This window comes from Nonomuraea sp. NPDC050451 (assembly GCF_044458585.1).
In genome coordinates, this window is the sequence record NZ_JBITHZ010000033.1 from 101,048 (window position 1) to 118,437 (window position 17,390).

The 17,390-nt window shown below is 67.4% G+C and carries 12 protein-coding genes, 1 tRNA gene and 1 pseudogene; 4 read left to right on the top strand and 10 right to left on the bottom strand.

The features are described 5' to 3' along the window. Positions 1-354: 354 nt before the first annotated feature. The 4 genes and pseudogenes from ACIBI9_RS52635 to ACIBI9_RS52650 form a co-directional block, all read right to left on the bottom strand. Positions 355-1,032 (bottom strand): annotated as a pseudogene (locus tag ACIBI9_RS52635) (ISL3 family transposase); the annotation flags it as partial. A 643-nt stretch (positions 1,033-1,675) separates the two neighbouring features. Beyond that, complete coding sequence (locus ACIBI9_RS52640; RefSeq protein WP_397235004.1) at positions 1,676-3,499, bottom strand: IS481 family transposase; 1,824 nt, start codon at positions 3,497-3,499, stop codon at positions 1,676-1,678. A gap of 106 nt (positions 3,500-3,605) precedes the next feature. Beyond that, positions 3,606-4,094 carry a hypothetical protein gene (locus ACIBI9_RS52645; protein ID WP_397234962.1) on the bottom strand — a complete coding sequence of 163 codons (489 nt, stop codon included), beginning with the start codon at positions 4,092-4,094 and terminating at the stop codon, positions 3,606-3,608. Positions 4,095-4,657: 563 nt separating this feature from the next. After that, on the bottom strand, positions 4,658-5,269 hold the full coding sequence (locus ACIBI9_RS52650; protein ID WP_397234964.1) for a class I SAM-dependent methyltransferase: 612 nt from the start codon (positions 5,267-5,269) through the stop codon (positions 4,658-4,660). Between the two features lie 1,076 nt (positions 5,270-6,345). Between ACIBI9_RS52650 and ACIBI9_RS52655 the strand changes: the two genes are divergently transcribed. Then, complete coding sequence (locus ACIBI9_RS52655) at positions 6,346-8,106, top strand: DUF4012 domain-containing protein (RefSeq protein WP_397234966.1); 1,761 nt, start codon at positions 6,346-6,348, stop codon at positions 8,104-8,106. Positions 8,107-8,110: 4 nt separating this feature from the next. Here the strand turns inward: ACIBI9_RS52655 and ACIBI9_RS52660 are convergent, their stop codons facing one another. Continuing rightward, the gene (locus ACIBI9_RS52660) at positions 8,111-8,443 is read right to left on the bottom strand and encodes a hypothetical protein (RefSeq protein WP_397234968.1); all 333 of its coding nucleotides are present in this window, start codon (positions 8,441-8,443) and stop codon (positions 8,111-8,113) included. A 49-nt stretch (positions 8,444-8,492) separates the two neighbouring features. On the opposite strand from ACIBI9_RS52660, the gene ACIBI9_RS52665 reads away from it, so the two are divergent. Next, on the top strand, positions 8,493-9,680 hold the full coding sequence (locus ACIBI9_RS52665; RefSeq protein ID WP_397234969.1) for a hypothetical protein: 1,188 nt from the start codon (positions 8,493-8,495) through the stop codon (positions 9,678-9,680). A 434-nt stretch (positions 9,681-10,114) separates the two neighbouring features. Here ACIBI9_RS52665 and ACIBI9_RS52670 read toward each other — a convergent pair whose 3' ends face one another. Then, positions 10,115-10,501 (bottom strand): DoxX family protein, encoded by a 387-nt coding sequence (locus ACIBI9_RS52670; protein WP_397234971.1) that lies wholly within the window; start codon positions 10,499-10,501, stop codon positions 10,115-10,117. A 309-nt stretch (positions 10,502-10,810) separates the two neighbouring features. Here ACIBI9_RS52670 and ACIBI9_RS52675 point away from each other — a divergent pair, with 309 nt between their 5' ends. Next, positions 10,811-11,296 carry an aldo/keto reductase gene (locus ACIBI9_RS52675; protein ID WP_397235006.1) on the top strand — a complete coding sequence of 162 codons (486 nt, stop codon included), beginning with the start codon at positions 10,811-10,813 and terminating at the stop codon, positions 11,294-11,296. A gap of 13 nt (positions 11,297-11,309) precedes the next feature. Continuing rightward, positions 11,310-11,600 (top strand): putative quinol monooxygenase, encoded by a 291-nt coding sequence (locus ACIBI9_RS52680; protein WP_397234973.1) that lies wholly within the window; start codon positions 11,310-11,312, stop codon positions 11,598-11,600. A gap of 326 nt (positions 11,601-11,926) precedes the next feature. Here the strand turns inward: ACIBI9_RS52680 and ACIBI9_RS52685 are convergent. The 4 genes from ACIBI9_RS52685 to gyrB form a co-directional block, all read right to left on the bottom strand. Continuing rightward, a tRNA-Ile gene (locus ACIBI9_RS52685) sits at positions 11,927-12,000 on the bottom strand. 127 nt (positions 12,001-12,127) lie between these two features. Next, positions 12,128-12,877 carry a DUF3566 domain-containing protein gene (locus ACIBI9_RS52690; protein WP_397234975.1) on the bottom strand — a complete coding sequence of 250 codons (750 nt, stop codon included), beginning with the start codon at positions 12,875-12,877 and terminating at the stop codon, positions 12,128-12,130. Positions 12,878-12,880: 3 nt separating this feature from the next. Then, positions 12,881-15,379, bottom strand: coding sequence for a DNA gyrase subunit A (gene gyrA / locus ACIBI9_RS52695; protein WP_397234977.1), 2,499 nt, complete (start codon positions 15,377-15,379; stop codon positions 12,881-12,883). Between the two features lie 21 nt (positions 15,380-15,400). Continuing rightward, complete coding sequence (gene gyrB, locus ACIBI9_RS52700) at positions 15,401-17,344, bottom strand: DNA topoisomerase (ATP-hydrolyzing) subunit B (protein WP_397234979.1); 1,944 nt, start codon at positions 17,342-17,344, stop codon at positions 15,401-15,403. Positions 17,345-17,390 lie beyond the last annotated feature (46 nt).

Here is a 17,390-nt window from a genome sequence, read left to right on the forward strand (position 1 = left end):
GTAGGCGTCCCACTCATCTCCTTCAATGCCCTCACTGGGCATCGCTCCGCGCTCGGAAGGTGCCCAGGTCATGGCATCAAACCCGGGCAGAGCGCGGCGTCGGCTTCGGGTGTCGATTTCCGACGGATGCGACCTTCCATCAACTGGAGATTGGGATTCAGGCAATCCAGCTTTCGCCTTATCACGCGGGTCCCACGACGCGCCGTCTCCAACGCCTGAGCACGGTCGCCGCTTCAATGACATGCTGCTGTCCCCTTCACCTTTCGGATCCAGGTAAGCCATCGGACCCAGGAACCTCCTTCCAATTCCTCCCGGCTGAGCCGGGGATACGACCAGGCGCCTCATGGCGCACTGCCACCGGTCGGCGACCTGGATGGCGTCCGAAAGTGCGCGGCGGATCGCTTCGGCGTAGGCGCCGGAGCCGTCCCGGCACACGATCTGCACCCCGGGAGGGGCGCGCAGCCAGGCTTCCAGGACGTCGGCGGTGCGGCCGGGCAGGACGTCGATGCGCTCTCGGGTCTCGGCGTCGATCAGCACGGTGGCGTAGCGGTGACGTCGACGCAGGGCGAAGTCGTCCACTCCCAGCACCCGGGGTACGCGCGGCGGTGGCAGGGGCAGGCGTAACAGGATCCGCAGGGCGGTATGCCGGGATAGGTGCACGGCCATCGCGGACAAGAGGCGCACGCCGGCACGTCCGGCCAGTTCGCGGACCACCGCTCCGATCTGTGAGGCCAGGCGGGGCGTGCGGCGTTGGTAGCGCTCCAGCACGCCGGGCAGCTGCTCCCGGAAGGTCTGGCGGCAGCCGCGGGTCGGGCAGACCAGGCGGCGAATCCGCACCATCACCACCACGCGACGTGTGTCCACCGCGACATCGGCCAGAGTGCGCTCGTGATAGCCATGCACGCGCGTTGTCCCGGCTCCACAGGTCGGGCAGGTGACAGAAGAGCCGTTCGGGGTTCGCGCCCGTACCCGAATCTGCTCACCCTGGTCCGCTATATCCTCCACTACCAGCGGCGATAGCCCTGAGAACACCGTCTGCACCAACTCGTTGACGTCGATCACGACTCAGCGTGACCTGATGACACCTTCCGTCACCACCGAATCTGCGACAGAGCCACTGACTGGACATACCCGCAGGGAACCTCGTGCGGCGGCGACGTGGCGCTGAGGTCGGCGGGTTCGATGGGTACCGGCGGCTTGTGCGATCATCCCGGAGCTTGAGGCCCCCGCCGGAGGCAAGGATCTTGTCGGGCCGGCATGGCAGAGGGCAGGATGGGCGTATGTTCTTGACTATCGTTGCCGTCACTTCGCCGTTTGTGCTCATGGCTGGAGCTGTCTACGTGGGCGTTCGGCTGGCGTCGAGGCGCAAGCATGCGGGCGTGGATCACTAGTCGCGGATACCGAAGTGGCATGGCCGATGCCCTGTGCGGCGGCGTGGCGCTTGGTCGGTGGGTTCGGGGTGTACGGCGGGGCGGGCGTACGGCGATGCCCCACGCGGCGCTCGTGCGAGAACGGCCCCCAGGCCGCACGCGCAGCGCGGGACCGCTGGGCGTACGGCGGCGCGCCGCGCCGCCGCTTGATCCATATAAGAACAATTCGGCAACGTCACTGCTGAGGCTGCTGTCTGGTCTCACTTGATGCTTGACGCTTTGGCGTCGGATGATGCTTGACACTCCTAGCCGATCTTTCGCTTCTTAGTATGCGCCTGGGACTTGATCCGGGTGATCTCCTGGGTGGTGGTCCGGGGCACGACGCGGATGGGCTCGCCGTTGTCGTGGATGGTGATGTGGGTGTCGTCCACGGTCACGTCCAGGATCTTGCGGGCGTGGACGCGTCCGACCTGGATCTTCTGGCCGACGACCTGGAAGTGGCCGCGGCTGCAGACCACACGCTGGACGGTGACGGGCTCGGTCGGAGAGGCGGGCGGTGCTCCGGCGGGGCGGGCGTTGCGCAGGGTGAAGCACTTGGCGAGCGGGAGCGGGCAGGGCACGGCGCGCAGCAGCAGGCGATCCTCGTCCATGACACGGGCGGTGATGCCGTCCAAGCGCACGATGACGCGCCGGCCGGCCAGATGGGCGCCGATGCACAAGGCGCGGCCGGCCAGGCTGATGGTGCCGATCGAGCTGACCTGCCGGTCGACCTCGACGGCGCCGGCCTCGATCGGCGGCTCGGGAACGGGCTCGTCGGCGGCCGGGCGGGCTTGGCCCGAGGCGAGCAGCGCAGCCAGGTCCTTGACGGTCAGCCGGGAGGCCACACTCTTCAGCCGGCCACCGCCAGTGGTGAACACGTGCAACCGCTGCGTGCTGATCCACACGGTGATCGACAGGCCCGCCCGATCAGGCCCGAGCCAGAGCTGCTGGCCGCCGATCGACAGATTCCCCGAGGCGGGCACGATCCGGTCCACCTCGATCGCCTGCCGCGACAGCGGATCGACCGAGATCCGCAGCACAGGTTCGGGCCGTTCGAGCTGATCACCATGGTTGCCGGCCGCAACCGGAAGGTCTGCAGGAGCAGAAGAAGGAGGAGTCACGGTGGTCAGGGTGGCGGGTAGGTGCAGCGGCAGTTCCCGCTCGGCCCGGCGCTGGCCGTCGCTGCGCTCGGCGAAGAACCGGTCAGCCGGGAAGGCCATGTCCAGCGCCTGGTGCGGACGGGCGGTGTTGTAATGCTCCACAAACGCGTCCGTCTCGGCCTGGGCGGCCTCGATCGAGGCGAACGGCAGCGCCGCATCCAGCCATTCGCGGCGCACGCTCTGATGGAAACGCTCGATCTTGCCCGTGGTGGTCGGGGTGCGCGGGGCGGTATGCCGCAGCTTGATGCCGTTCTCCCGGCAGACCCGCTCGAACAGCACCTCACCCGCCTTCGGCCCGCCGAACCGGCCGGTGAACTGCTTACCGTTGTCGGTCAGCACCTCCAACGGCACCCCATAGCCGCGCATCGCCTCGGCGAACGCCGCACACACCAACCGGCCGGTCGGCCGCGTCACCACCGAGGCGATCACACAGAACCGGGAATGATCGTCCACCCCGGTGATCAGCTTGGCCTCGCTACCGTCGGCCAGCAGCAGCCCGCCCATGATGTCCATCTGCCACAACTGCATAGGCCCCGGCCGCTCCCAGCGCCGGTAATCCTCCCGCTTACGCCGGCGGGCGACCGGATCGACCAGCCCGTTACGCACCAGCACCCGATAGATGCTCGCCCGCGACGGCAACGGCTCCACCCCACGCCGCCCCAGCTCCCACAACAACGTCCGTGGGCCCCACCGCGGATGAGCCCGCCGCAGCTCACAGATCAACGCCTCCACCGCCGCCGGCGTCTGCATCGGATGCGCCTTGGGAGCGTGCGACCGGTCGCCCAACCCCGCCAGGCCACCGCCTTGATACCGGCGCACCCAGGCATGCACCGACTGCCGCGACACCCCATACCGGACCGCCACGTCGGTGACCTTCGCCCCCGACAACACCTCGATCACCGCGTGATAGCGCTGCTCCACGACGCTCAACTCCACCAATGCCACCCGAGCCTCCCCCGAAGCGTCGATAACGCCACGAGCAGGCACAGATAACGATCAAGGTGTCAAGCATCAAGCGAGGCCAGAGTGTCAACCATCAAGCGAGACAGGACACACTGCTGAGGCTGCTGAGGCTGCCGCGGGTCTTCGGATCGGAGTAGGTTAACGCCGTCGTGGTGACGGATGGCCGGAATGCTGCCGCCTTGCATGGCGTCGAGTACGCGGATGCAGCCTCCCCGAAGGCCGGCAGCGCTGGCACCAGGTAGTACGAGGCACGGATACTCCCTGCATCAGGGAGCTCCGGCGGCGGTCCGCCCACGGAGATCGGCTGAACCACGACCTCCTCCGGATTGGTGACGGCGCGCGCGATGCCGTATCCGCACTGCCGGAGAAGGTTCAGCATGGTCCGCACGTCCTCGCACTGCGACACATCGCCCAGGTGCACCGGCCGCCCCAGCGTCGCGGCCGCCGCCGCCAACGGCAGCGTGGCGTTCTTCGAACCGTCGACACGAACGGAGCCGACCAGCGGCTCATTGGGACAAATCTCTATCGCTTCAGCGACAGACACCGTCGGGGGCATCGTCATCTGCGCTTCCTTCCGAGGCGAGGCCGGATCAGGCCGAGCGGGCACGCCAGAAAGTTCGATGACCCTCAGTAGATGACCTGCGGTGGAGTGTCGTCAGGATGACAATGAGAGGCAAACGCGGACGCGCTTGTCCGCGTGGATGTCCCAGGAGAGACCACTTGGTGTCACCCGCGGCATCCCGCTGTGGGCCGTACGGCTGCGCACCGCGCGAGAGGCTCGGCTCTGGGATGTGCCTGGTATGGCTCGCGAGCTATGGCAGCTCACCCCGGATTTGTCGGACACCGTCGCCCTAGCCAGCATGATCAGGAAGTGGGAGACGGGACAGCACCTCCGGGTGCGCGCTACCAGCTCCTGTACGCCCCAGCATTGGGTATTCCTCGCGACCACCTCTTCGCCCTGACGTCACCGCCGTCGCAGGTCCTCGAGCAAACAATCACACTGCCCGCCAGGTCGAATGGCCCAGAGGCGAGGCCCTCTCCGGGCCACCCGGCCTCAGAACCGTGAGTGCCACTCGTTGCGGCACATGGCTCAAGCACACCGCTGCGCACCTTGGAGGAGGATGCTCAGGGGTTGGTCGCCATGGCGGCGAACACTGAACGTGAGCCGACGCGTACGAGACGTGCCTCCGCCTCCACGAAGCCGGCCGCGGAGACGAAGGCCAGTGCGTCGTCGACGGTGTTCGGGATGGGAACGTCGCAGGCGATCAGCGCGGCGAACGCGCCGCTGGGCTGGAACTGCGATGTCACTGGGAGGGTGAACCCGACCCGGCCCCCGGGACGCAGGGCTCGACGCCAGTCGGACAGCGCTCCCCGGCCGAGAAAGTGTAGAGACGAGGAGCAGAGGACAAGGTCGAGGGAGGCGTCGGGCACGGGCAGGGGGACGGCCTGGCCCACCTGCCAGTCGATCGCGGCGGCCAGACCAGCCTTTTCGGCGCGGTCACGGCCGACGGCGATCATGCCAGAGGAGATGTCCACGGCCAGGATGGGAGTGGCGACACCCGTAAGGGCGAGCTCGAGCGCGACGGCGCCGTTGCCGCAAGCCACATCGGCGGCCTTGTCGCCGGGGCCGGGTTTGACCAGATCGAGCAGCAGGCGGGCGATCTCGTCGTGATGATCGTTGTCGTAGCCGCCGGCTAGCTCGTCGAAGGCCCGCGCCATCTGCGAAGAATTCGTCACCAGTCAATTATCGAGGCATTGGGAGTCCGCTGAGCTCGTCCCCATCTGTGCCTGTCTTGCCACAAGTACTGCTGCGGTCGAGAAGCGCGCCAAGTTGAAAACGGTGCGCGCCAGTTTGCCGGGAATGGCTGTGCGGACTGGCCGACCAGACCGACCAGGCGTGGGGCCTGACCGTACTGACCAACGCGATGATCACTTGACTCGTCTGCTCCGGAACGTGGTTGGCGCCGGATTCCGGTCGATTTCACAGCGCAATATTGATCTACAACTGTTACGAGTTAGTAGCGGTTGCGTCGCTCTGATGACGCTGCGTCTGATGGAGTCACATGTTGCGTGAATGCCCGTCGACTTCTTGAGCAACTCGGAAGTGTTATGACGTGGCAGGTCGCAACATTATCGGCTATAGCAAATAGCCGATCTTGTTCCATCTCGACAATGACGGGGTTCAAGGAGAAGGGCCGGCCGGCCTTCACTTGATGGGTGGGGATGAAAGTCCCGTCCACGACAAGATAGTGCAGTCCGTCCCTTTTTGCCTTCCGTAAGGCCAGTGCGAGTTTCGAGGAGTGGGCCCTAGAGTGGCTCCCCGAATCCCCGCTCCGAGCTCGGCGAATGTTCGGTAAGACTCGCCGTGTCGCCGAGTGGTGATTGATCGCCTGGATATAAACAGGCTCCGTAGACAGGTCTCCCGCATTCCGGGTGGCCTCTTCCTACAGGGGGTCGGAAATGATCAGGAAGTATGCAATATCCGTCATAATCGCGACAGTGTTGGGCGGTGTGCTGGCGGTCGGTACCGGGGGCGGCGCCACCGCCGAGGCGCTCTCTTGTAAATCGACGTGCAAGTCCCACAAAATGTGCAAGTCGCACAACCGCTGCCACTCGCACAAAAAGTGCGGCTCACACAAGAAATATCCACCGGCAAGCAAGTGTCACAAAAAGACCTTCTCCGAGGTCAACATCGTCCATATCGTCAAGTCCTAACCGGGCACGAGCTCTGCAGCCACAGCTGCTGGGGGCGCCTGCACGAAAGCCCCCATCAAGGAAGACACGTTCAAGCAAGCGATCTGGATCGGTAGCTGTTGCCGAGTAAGAAACCACCCCGCATCGCGCTCGGGTGTCTGCTGGCCCTCGCCGTCGTCATCCTGGCCGGCGGGGGCTGGTGGGCCCACCGCGGCCTCAGCGTCCAGGATCACCTCGAGGTGACCAGGCACGCGCTGTCTCGACTGCGTGACGTCGTGAACGCCGGCGACGCGCGGGCCTTGGCGGAGCCGCTGAGCGAGGCTCGGCAGAGCGCGGCGCAAGCGCAAGCGCTTACCGCCACGCCTGACTGGGCCCTGCTCACGCACATTCCCATGGTCGGAGACGCGGCCACCGTCGCCCGCGGGCTTGCCGAGGCCACAGCCGAACTCACCAACGTGCTGATCGGCATCCAGAAGAGCGCGTCCCCGATCACGGCCGGTATGCAGTCCGTGAGCGACATGCGGCGGCTCCTGCCCAGCCTCGAAACGATGGCGCCGAGGCTGAACGAGGCGCGGACCCGCCTTGCCCGAGCCAGGGCCCACCTGGCCGCCACCCCCGCGGCCACCCGTCTGGAACGCGTGGATCAGGCGCGCGCCACGGCCTTGCAGGAGATGGACAGGCTGCAGGGCTGGCTGGACGCCGCAGCGACCGCGGCCACCGTACTCCCCCCGATGCTGGGCGGCGATGGCCCGCGCCGCTATTACCTGGCCTTCCAGACCAATGCCGAAGCACGCGGAACCGGCGGCCTCGTAGGCGCGTTCGGCATTCTCGAAGCCAAGCACGGCCGGATGTCCATCGAACGGCTGACCAGCAATGCCGACTTTGACGACCCCTCCACCCCCGTCGTCGACCTCGGCCCTGCCTACCGTGCGCGTTACGGGCTGAACGCGGCCAGGATGCTGTCCATCTCCAATCTCTCCCCGCACCTTCCCCATGCCGCGGCCATCTGGACCGGAATGTGGGAACGGCAGACCGGCCAACGGCTGGACGGCGCCATCGCCACCGATCCCGTCGGTCTGGCCTACCTTCTCCGGGTGATCGGCCCCGTCACTCTTCCTGGCGGCCAGAAGGTGACCGCCGGCAACGTCGTAGACCTCACCGAGCGGGAGGCCTACGCCCGTTATCAGAAGTCCGCGGCGCGCAAGAGATTCTTGATCAGGATTGCGCTGGCCGTCAGCGAGAAACTGACGAATACTTCCGCCGAGCCGGCCGAATTGCTGCCCGTCCTGTCCCGGCTGGTCAAGGAGCGGCGCGTGCAGATCTGGAGCCGCAGGGACGCCGAGCAACGATACCTGTCGGCGACCCCGCTCGGCGGCGTGCTGCCGCAGGCGCCCGGGCCGTTCGCTGGACTGGTGGTCAACAACTCGGGGGGCAACAAGCTCGACTACTACTTGGAGCGCTCTCTCACCTATGAGCTGGGGCCCTGCCGCGACGGTCTCCGCATCACGAGAGTGCGGATCAGGCTCGACAACGATGTGCCGAAGCAGCACCTGCCTGCGTACGTCTCCGGTCGGCTTGACTCGCCGCATCGGCGGCATGCTGTCGGCTCCAACCTCCTATGGGTGTCGCTGTATGCCTCACTCGGCACGAAGCTGAGCGCCGCGTGGCTCGACGGCGACCGGGTGCCGGTCGTCCGCGAGGACGAGCGATCCCATCCGATCTACTCCAAGATGATCGAGTTCGCCCCGCGACAGTCGCGAACCATGGAGCTCGAACTGGTGGAGCCGTATTCCACCGCGCCGCCGCAGATCCCGGTCCAGCCGCTGGTTCGTCCGCAGCACACCGAAATCATCCAGGATCCTCGAGGCTGCCCTTCGTGACGAGTCACCGACCACGGTTCGGCAAGGCGCCGCCACCGTCTACTGTGGAAAGCACTGCCGCCAGGCCGCCCACCGCGCCCGCGGTCGCCTGCGGCAGACGCGTCACGAGCTGGACTGGCTGCGCCGCCGCCTGGCCGCCGGCGTCGAGGACCTCCTGGCGCTGACCGCCGAGCTGGACCAGGCGCACGCTGAGCTCGCCGCCGGCGACCCGGGTCATGATCCGTCGACCGGATGGGAGCCCGCGCTCGCCGCGCTCGCCCGCCGCGCCGCCTCGGTGGCCACCACCCTGGCCGGCACCGCCCGCAGCCAGCAGGCCACCGCCGCCGACCACCGGCATCCTTGTGGAGATCGACTTCGTCGCGCACAAGAGCGCGTAATGTCAGAGCGTGGACAGTTCGCTATACGTCCTCGTCGAGGACCTGCGCGGTGAGGGCGTCGAGAAGGTGCTCGACCGTGTGCGGGGATACGGCGTGGCCGGGATCACGGTCGGTGCCGTCCATCACGGGTCCCGCGACGTCACCCCGCACGGGCTGTCCAAGCTGACCCTGCGGCACGACGGGGCGCACTTCGACCTGCCGGACGACCTGTTCGCCGAGCTGCGCCTGGTGCCGCCGACCGGCTACACCGACGCCTTCGACGGCCTGCTCGACGCCTGCCGGGCGCGCGGCCTGAAGCTGCACGGCCGGACGGTGTTCCTGCGAAACGGCACGCTCGGCGCCCAACACCCCGACGTGACCGTGCGCAACTGCTTCGGCGACCGCGGCTACCCGACCGACCTGTGCCCGGCCCACCCCGACGTGCGCCAGTACGCCGTGGCGCTGGCCAGGTCGGTGGCGAGGCTCGGGGTGGACAGCGTCGTCGCCGAGGGACTGCACTACCGGCCGCTCAAGGCCGAGCGGTCCTTCGTGCCGCTCGGACCGATGGACGCCTACCTGATGGCCTTGTGCTTCTGCGACTTCTGTACGGCGCGGGCATCCGATCTCGGCGTCAACGCGGACATGGCACGCGAGGAGTGCGCGCGGATCGTCGGCGGCGTCCTCGACGGCGACCCGCCGGCCGAGGGCGTGGTGACCAGGGCCGCCCTGACCGCCTACGCGGGGCCGGACGTCGTCGGCTACGCGCGCGCTCGCTGTGAGACCGTGACCTCGCTGGTCTCGCAGGTGGCGGACGCGGTGGCGAGCGAGGGGTCCAAGCTGGTCTTCGTCGACCCGACAGGCGCGGTGAAGGGCTACCGGGACGGTCTGCCCTTGCCTTTGCTGGCCGCGCACGACGCCTGGCAACTGGGCGTCGACCCGGTCGCGCTGAGCAACCTCGTGTCCTCCTTCGCCGTGCTCGCCTACGCGCGCGACGCCGCCCGGGTGGCCGACGATGTGGGCGCCTACCTGCGTTCGGTGGGCAAGGACCGGGAGGTGCGCGCGGTGCTGCGCCCCGGCTACCCCGACAGCGACTCGGCCGACCGGCTGACCGCCAAGGTACGCGGCGCCCGGGCGGCCGGCGCGCAGGCCGTCGACTTCTACGCCTACGGCCTGGCCAGCCACCCCGTGCTCGACCGCATCCCGCACGCGCTCAGCTGATCTCATTAGTTGCGCGAGGGCCTGGGCGGAGCGAGATCATACGGAACGCGAGGCTTGCGTCCACGGGCGCAACGACGGCCATCGCGTGATCCTTTCGAATAGCGAAGATCACGTTCGAAGGGAACCAGACGATGGGCGCGAACCCGGTGCTACGCCCGAGCAGTGGCTGGCGAAGCAGATCGAGACCGGGACCCGGATCTGTTGCGATCCATGGTGAAGGCCATGGCCAAGGCGTTGATACCGGCCGAGGCCGACAGCCCGACACGGAGCCGACGCCACGGCCAGGCACCCGATGAGCGACGACAACCCATCTACCCCGAGGAAGAGCCCTCTCGCTCGCGCTGCGACGTGAAGACGGCACCGAGCCCTGGTCCGGCTACCACCACGACTTGGCCCGGAGCTCCTACAGCTCCAGCAAGCCGCCACTCAGTTGATCAGTGAGTACGGCGCCGGGGTGCCAGCCCCAGTGACCTTGGCGATGGCTTCGGCACCGGGTTTGACGTAGCCATGGCGGCGCGGGGGTTCTTGTGCCGGGTCTTGCCCATGATCAGCTGCAGCGGTACTTCGGCTTCACCGAGGTGGGTGGCGGCGCTGTGGCGCGGCTGGTGCAGGTCGAGCCCGGCGTACTTTTCCAGCAGGACGCGTGCACGATCGTAGCCGAGGCGGGCGCGGAGATGGAAACCCACTGCGCCGATCAACAGCAGCGTGAGACCGGCCGCGGCCGCGACGGCGAGCGGCTTGAACCAGTGGCCGAGCGCGCCGGCGATCTCCAGGGTGCCGATCGATCGGGTCATGGTCGAGCCGACGCCGAGCCTGAGCATGCTTACCGCCGCCGGGACGGCGTTGCCGCCATCCCGTTGGCACCGCTCGGGGCCATAGCCAGCATCCCGGCTGCTCAGGCGGGGATGGGCTCCAGGTCAGCATCGTCAAAGGGTGGATAGCTCTCGCCGCCCATTCGCTCGGCTGCACCAATGTAGTCGGCAAGAGCGTCGCGGGATTGAGCGAGCCTGTCTATCTGATCGTCCAGTCGCTGCAGCCGGGAACCGCATCGCGGCCAGCAACGTGGGACACCCGGGCAGCTCCGGGGCCTCTCCGACCGCACAGGGCAGTCCAACCACACGCCCGATCTGCTGGAGGCCGCCGAGCGGATCGCGCATGTCGATGTCATCCAGCCGCCGTTCTCGGCGATCAACCGGTCGTCCGCCGCCGAGATCGCCTGGGCCCGCGCCCACGAGACCGGGGTCATCGTCTACTCGCCGCTGCAGTCCGGTCTGCTCACCGGGGCTTTCTCCGCCGAGCGCGTGGTCGGCCTGCCTGCCGAGGACTGGCGCACCGCCCATCACGACTTCACCACCGGCCTGACCGCCAACCTCCGGCTCGCCGAGGCGCTGCGGCCGATCGCCGAGCGTCATGGCCGCACCGTGGCCGAGGTCGCCATCGCCTGGGTGCTGGCCTGGCCCGGCATCACCGGCGCGATCGTGGGCGCACGCACGGCCGCACAGGTGGACGGCTGGATCGGCGCCAGCTCGCTGGAGCTGGCTCCCGCCGACCTCGAGGAGATCGCCACCGCGATCACCGTGTCCGGCGCGGGCAACGGCCCGGCCCGCCACGCGTGAAGGAGGCCACGTCATGTCCCTGTTCGTGATCGCCGAGTTCCTGGCCGCGCCTGGCCAGCATGATCGGCTCCGTACGGCGCTGGAAGCCCTGATCGAGCCGACGCTGGGCGAACCCGGTTGCCTCGCCTACCAGCCCTACGCCGACCCCAACGACCCCACCTCCATGGTGATCGTGGAACGCTGGGAGAACCGGCAGGCCTTCGAGGAGCACTTCACCACCCCGCACCTGCGTCACGCCCAGCGGGTCCTTGACCGGATACTCGCCCGGCCACTGACCCTGCACACCTTGGTCGAGGCGCCCTAGCGACCACGCCGGCTGTTCCCCCTGCACGGGAACGGCCGGCCGCATTCGCCGTCCCGGCTGCTGGCCTCTTCCCCCGCTACTGGCGGCCTTGAGACATCGCCGCTATCTGGGCGATATCACCTTCGGCACCATGTATCTCGGTATCGATTTTCGTGCGATCCCCAGCGATGGGGTAGAGGCACAGCCGTTCCCACGGCGCCCGTCAGTCACTTCAGGCCGATCTCTGTCACCTGATGCCAGACGATCTTGGTGGCAAATTGGTGGCAAACGATCAAGAGGCCAGATCCGCAATCTCGGGATCTAGCCTTTGAACTGGTGAAACTCTGTGGGGCTACCAGGACTTGAACCTGGGACCTCTTCCTTATCAGGGAAGCGCTCTAACCGACTGAGCTATAGCCCCGCGCACACCGAACGTTATCGCATCCGTAGGACAGAGGCGAACCGGTTGTTCGGACGAGGAAAAGCTTACCGCCTCCAGCGTGCTGCTCGCGCCGTCCCCGCTCACGGGGCCGGCGCGAGCGCCACGTCTACTCGGCCTCGCTGAAGGTCACCTCGACGCCTCCGACCAGGTCAGAGGCGATGTTGTAGATGACCGCGCCCAAGGTGGAGAGCGCTGTGATCAGTACGACGTTCACGGCGCCGATCAGTGCCGTGTAGCCGAGGATGCGCACCGGCTCGAACCAGGAGGCGATGTTGATGGGGATGGAGCTCTGCCCCTGCTCCCCCTGGCCGAGCTGGTTGACCAGGTCGACCAGCGAGTCGAACACGCCCAGGGCCGACAGCACGCCGTACAGGACGGCCACCGCGACGAACAGCACCACGAAGCAGACCAGGGACACCACGAAGCTGAACTTCATGGCAGACCACGGCTCGACCCGGCGCAGGACCAGGTGGGCCTTGCGGGGGAGCCGGGACCCCGAGGAGTTCGACGACTTCTTCTTGTTGGGCAGTTCGAGGGCGGGCGGGGCCTCGGTGGCGAGCGACGGACGGACGCGGACCGTGTCGTTGCCCTCCGGAGGCGCCTGCTGCGGGCCGGAGCCAGGACCGGCACCAGGACCAGGGCCGCCGGGGCCAGGGCCGGGGGCAGACGGCTTGGGTGACGGCGCGGGGGCCGTCGACCGCGACTCCTCCTTGGGCGGGCCTGGCTTGCCCTGCGCGGGCGACGTGTCCTTGCCGTCGTCGACCGCGCCGAAGATCTCGGTTTCGTTGGGCTTCTTCGGCTGTTGTCCGTTACCCGAAGCCGCCTTCGTCCTGGCGGTGCCACCCTGGGCGCTCATGAACTACTCTCCTCCCCCGTCTTCCTCAGTTTCCACCGAAGTCTCCATCGACTCCGCGTTCCGGGCGAGGGCCACCACGCTGTCGCCTTCAGCGAGATTCATCAATCGCACTCCCATGGTCTGGCGGCCGGACTGCTTGATCTCACCGGCACTCGTCCGGATCACCCCGCCGGCGAACGTGATCGCGAAGACCTCGTCCTCGGGGTTGACCATTACGGCACCGACCAGCTTGCCACGGGAAGACACGATTTTCGCAGTAAGCACTCCCCTACCGCCACGTCCTTGAACTGGATACTGCTCCACTGGCGTCCGTTTTGCGTACCCACCCTCCGTGGCGATAAGCACATCTTGACCGTCGGCGAGTCGATTCATGGCGAGAAGTTCGTCACCTTCGAGGAACCTCATGCCGATCACACCGCTGGTCGCGCGCCCCATGGGCCGCAGCGCCTCGTCGGAAGCGGTGAACCTGATCGACTGGGCTCCCTTGGAGACCAGCAGCAGGTCGTCCTGCTCGGAGACCAGGCGGGCTCCGATGACCTCGTCGTCGTCCCGCAGGTTGATCGCGATCAGGCCGCCGGACCTGGGGGAGTCGTACTCGGACAGGCGGGTCTTCTTGACCAGCCCGCTGCGGGTGGCGAGCACGAGATAGGGCGCGACGTCGTAGTCGCGTAGGTCGAGAACCTCCATAACTGTTTCGTCGGGCTGCATCGCCAAAAGGTTCGCGAGATGCATGCCACGCGCGTCACGACCGGCGTCTGGCAGCTCGTACGCCTTGACCCGGTACACCCGGCCCTTGTTCGTGAAGAACAGCAACCAGTGATGCGTCGTGGTGACGAAGAAGTGGTCGACGATGTCGTCCTGGCGCAGCTGGGCGCCGCGCACGCCCTTGCCACCGCGCTTCTGCGCCCGGTAGAGGTCGGTACGCGTGCGCTTGGCGTAGCCGCCCCGGGTGATCGTGACGACGATCTCGTCCTCGGCGATGAGGTCCTCGATCGACATGTCGCCGTCGTAGGCGATGATCTCGGTCTGCCGGTCGTCGCCGTAGCGGCCGACGATCTCGGCGAGCTCCTCGTTGATGATCTCCCGCTGGCGGGACTCGCTGGCCAGGATCGCGTTGTACTCGGCGATCTGCGTCATCAGGGCGTCGTACTCGTCCTGGATGGCCTGCCGCTCCAGGGCGGCCAGCTTGCGCAGCTGCATGTCGAGGATGGCCTGCGCCTGCACCTCGTCGATCTCCAGCAGCGCCATGAGGCCCTGCTGGGCGTGCGAGGCGGACTCCGAGGCCCGGATGAGGGCGATGACCTCGTCGAGCCGCTCAAGGGCCTTCAGCAGGCCGCGCAGGATGTGGGCGCGCTCCTCGGCCTTGCGCAGGAGGTAGCGCGTCCGGCGGACGATGACCTCGATCTGGTGCGCGACGTAGTGCCGGATGAACTGGTCGAGCCGCAGCGTGCGCGGCACGCCGTCGACCAGCGCCAGCATGTTGGCGCCGAAGGTGTCCTGGAGCTGGGTGTGCTTGTACAGGTTGTTGAGCACGACCTTGGCGACCGCGTCGCGCTTGAGCACGATCACCAGGCGCTGCCCGACCCGCGAGGAGCTCTCGTCGCGTACGTCGGCGATGCCGGTCAGCTTGCCCTCGCGCACCAGCTCGGCGATCTTGAGGGCGAGGTTGTCGGGGTTGACCTGGTACGGCAGCTCCGTGACGACCAGCGCCTGCCGTCCCTTGTCCTCCTCGACCTCGACCACGGCCCGCATGGTGATCGAGCCGCGGCCGGTGCGGTAGGCGTCCTCGATGCCCCGCCGCCCGACGATCAGCGCCTTGGTGGGGAAGTCGGGCCCCTTGACCAGCCTGATCGCCGCTTCGAGCAGATCCTCGTCGCTGGCCTCGGGGTTCTCCAGGGCCCACTTGACCGCCGAGGCGACCTCGCGCAGGTTGTGCGGCGGGATGTTGGTGGCCATGCCGACGGCGATGCCGCCCGAGCCGTTGACCAGCAGCTGCGGGAAGCGCGCCGGCAGGACGTCGGGCTCCTGCGACTTGCCGTCGTAGTTGGGGCGGAAGTCGACGGTGTCCTTGTCGATGTCGCGCAGCATCTCCATGGCGATGGGCGCGAGCTTGCACTCGGTGTAGCGCATCGCCGCCGCCGGGTCGTTGCCGGGCGAGCCGAAGTTGCCCTGCCCATCGACCAGCGGATAGCGCAGCGACCACGGCTGCGCCAGTCGTACCAGCGCGTCGTAGATCGAGGTGTCGCCGTGGGGGTGGTAGGTGCCCATCACGTCACCGACGACGCGGGCGCACTTGAAGTAGCCGCGGTCGGGACGGTAGCCACCGTCGTACATCGCGTAGAGCACTCGCCGGTGCACCGGCTTGAGACCGTCGCGGACGTCCGGCAGCGCCCTGGACACGATGACCGACATCGCGTAGTCCATGTAACTGCGCTGCATCTCGGACTGGATGTCCACAGGCTCGATGCGCTCAGCCGGGGGAGTGGTGTTCACGTCCGTCACAGGTGATGATCCCTTTTCTAACTAAACGTCGAGGAAGCGGACGTCGCGCGCGTTGCGGATGATGAAGTCGCGCCGGGCTTCCACGTCCTCGCCCATGAGCACGCTGAACAGGTCGTCGGCCTGCGCCGCGTCGTCGAGCGTGACCAGGCGGAGCAGCCTGGTCTCCGGGTTCATCGTGGTCTCCCAGAGCTGGGCCGCGTTCATCTCGCCGAGACCCTTGAAGCGCTGTACGTTGTCACGCGGCCGGGGGTCGGCCTTGCCGTTGGCGATCCCTTCGGCGATGACCGCGTCGCGCTCGGCGTCGGAGTACGCGTAGGAGGCGTCCTCGCCCTTGCGGTCCCACTTGATCTTGTAGAGCGGCGGGCACGACAGGTAGACGTGGCCGGCCTCGATCAGCGGCCTCATGAACCGGAACAGCAGCGTCAGCAGCAGCGTGTTGATGTGCTGGCCGTCGACGTCGGCGTCGGCCATGAGGATGACCTTGTGGTAACGCAGCTTGGCGATGTCGAACTCGTCGTGCACCCCGGTGCCCAGGGCGGTGATCAGCGCCTGGACCTCGTTGTTCTTCAGGACCTTGTCGATCCGCGCCTTCTCGACGTTGAGGATCTTGCCGCGGATGGGCAGGATCGCCTGGAAGCGCGAGTCGCGGCCGCCCTTGGCCGAGCCACCGGCCGAGTCGCCCTCGACGATGAACAGCTCGCACTTCTCCGGGTCGTTCCACTGGCAGTCGGCCAGCTTGCCCGGCAGGCCGCTGCCCGACTCGAGCAGCGACTTGCGCCTGGTCAGGTCGCGGGCCTGGCGGGCGGCGAGGCGGGCGCGCGAGGCCTGCAGCGACTTGTTGATGATGTCCTTGGCCTCGCCGGGGTTGCGCTCGAACCAGTCGCGCAGGTGGTCGTTGCAGGCCTTCTGCACGAACGACTTGGCCTCGGTGTTGCCCAGCTTGGCCTTGGTCTGGCCCTCGAACTGCGGGTCGGACAGCTTGACCGAGATGATCGCGGTCAGGCCCTCGCGGACGTCCTCACCGGAGAGGTTGTCGTCCTTGCCCTCCTTGAGGAACTTCTGCTCGCGCGCGTAGCGGTTGACGATCGTCGTCAGCGCCGCGCGGAAGCCCTCCTCGTGGGTGCCGCCCTCCGCGGTGTTGATCATGTTGGCGAAGGTGTAGACCGACTCGGAGTAGGAGTTGTTCCACTGCATGGCGATCTCGACCGCGATGCCGTCGCCCTCCTCCTCGAAGGAGATGATCGACGCGTGCGCCGGCTCCTTCTTGGCGTTGAGGTGCTGGACGAAGTCGGTCAGACCGCCCTCGTAGCAGTAGGTGACGGTGTGGACCTCGCCGTTGATGTGGTCGGGCCGCTCGTCGGTGAGCGTGATCGTCAGGCCCTTGTTGAGGAAGGCCGTCTCCTGGAAGCGGCGCGAGAGCGTCTCATAGTTCCAGGCGGTGGTCTCGAAGATGTCGGGGTCCGGCCAGAACGTGATCGTGGTGCCGGTCTCGTCGGTCCCCTCGCCCCTGGCCAGCGGCGCCAGGGGCTTGGACATCTCGTAGCGCTGGCGCCAGTAGTGGCCGTTCTGCTTGACCTCGACGTCCATGGCGGTGGACAGCGCGTTGACGACGGCCGAGCCGACGCCGTGGAGGCCGCCGGAGACCGCGTAGGACTGGCTGTCGAACTTGCCGCCCGCGTGGAGCGTGGTCAGCACGACCTCGACCGCCGAGCGGTTCTCCTTCTCCATGAAGCCTGTGGGGATGCCACGGCCGTTGTCGACCACGCGTACACCGTTGTCGGCCAAGAGCGTGATGTCGATCACAGAGGCGTAGCCGGCGAGGGCCTCGTCCACCGAGTTGTCCACAATCTCGTAGACGAGGTGGTGCAGGCCGCGCTCTCCAGTGGAGCCGATATACATACCCGGGCGCTTGCGAACCGCCTCAAGCCCCTCGAGTACGGTGATAGAGCTAGCGTCGTAGGACAACTGCGAAATCCTCCTGCCGCGGACACGCGGCGGGGGAGGCCATCGA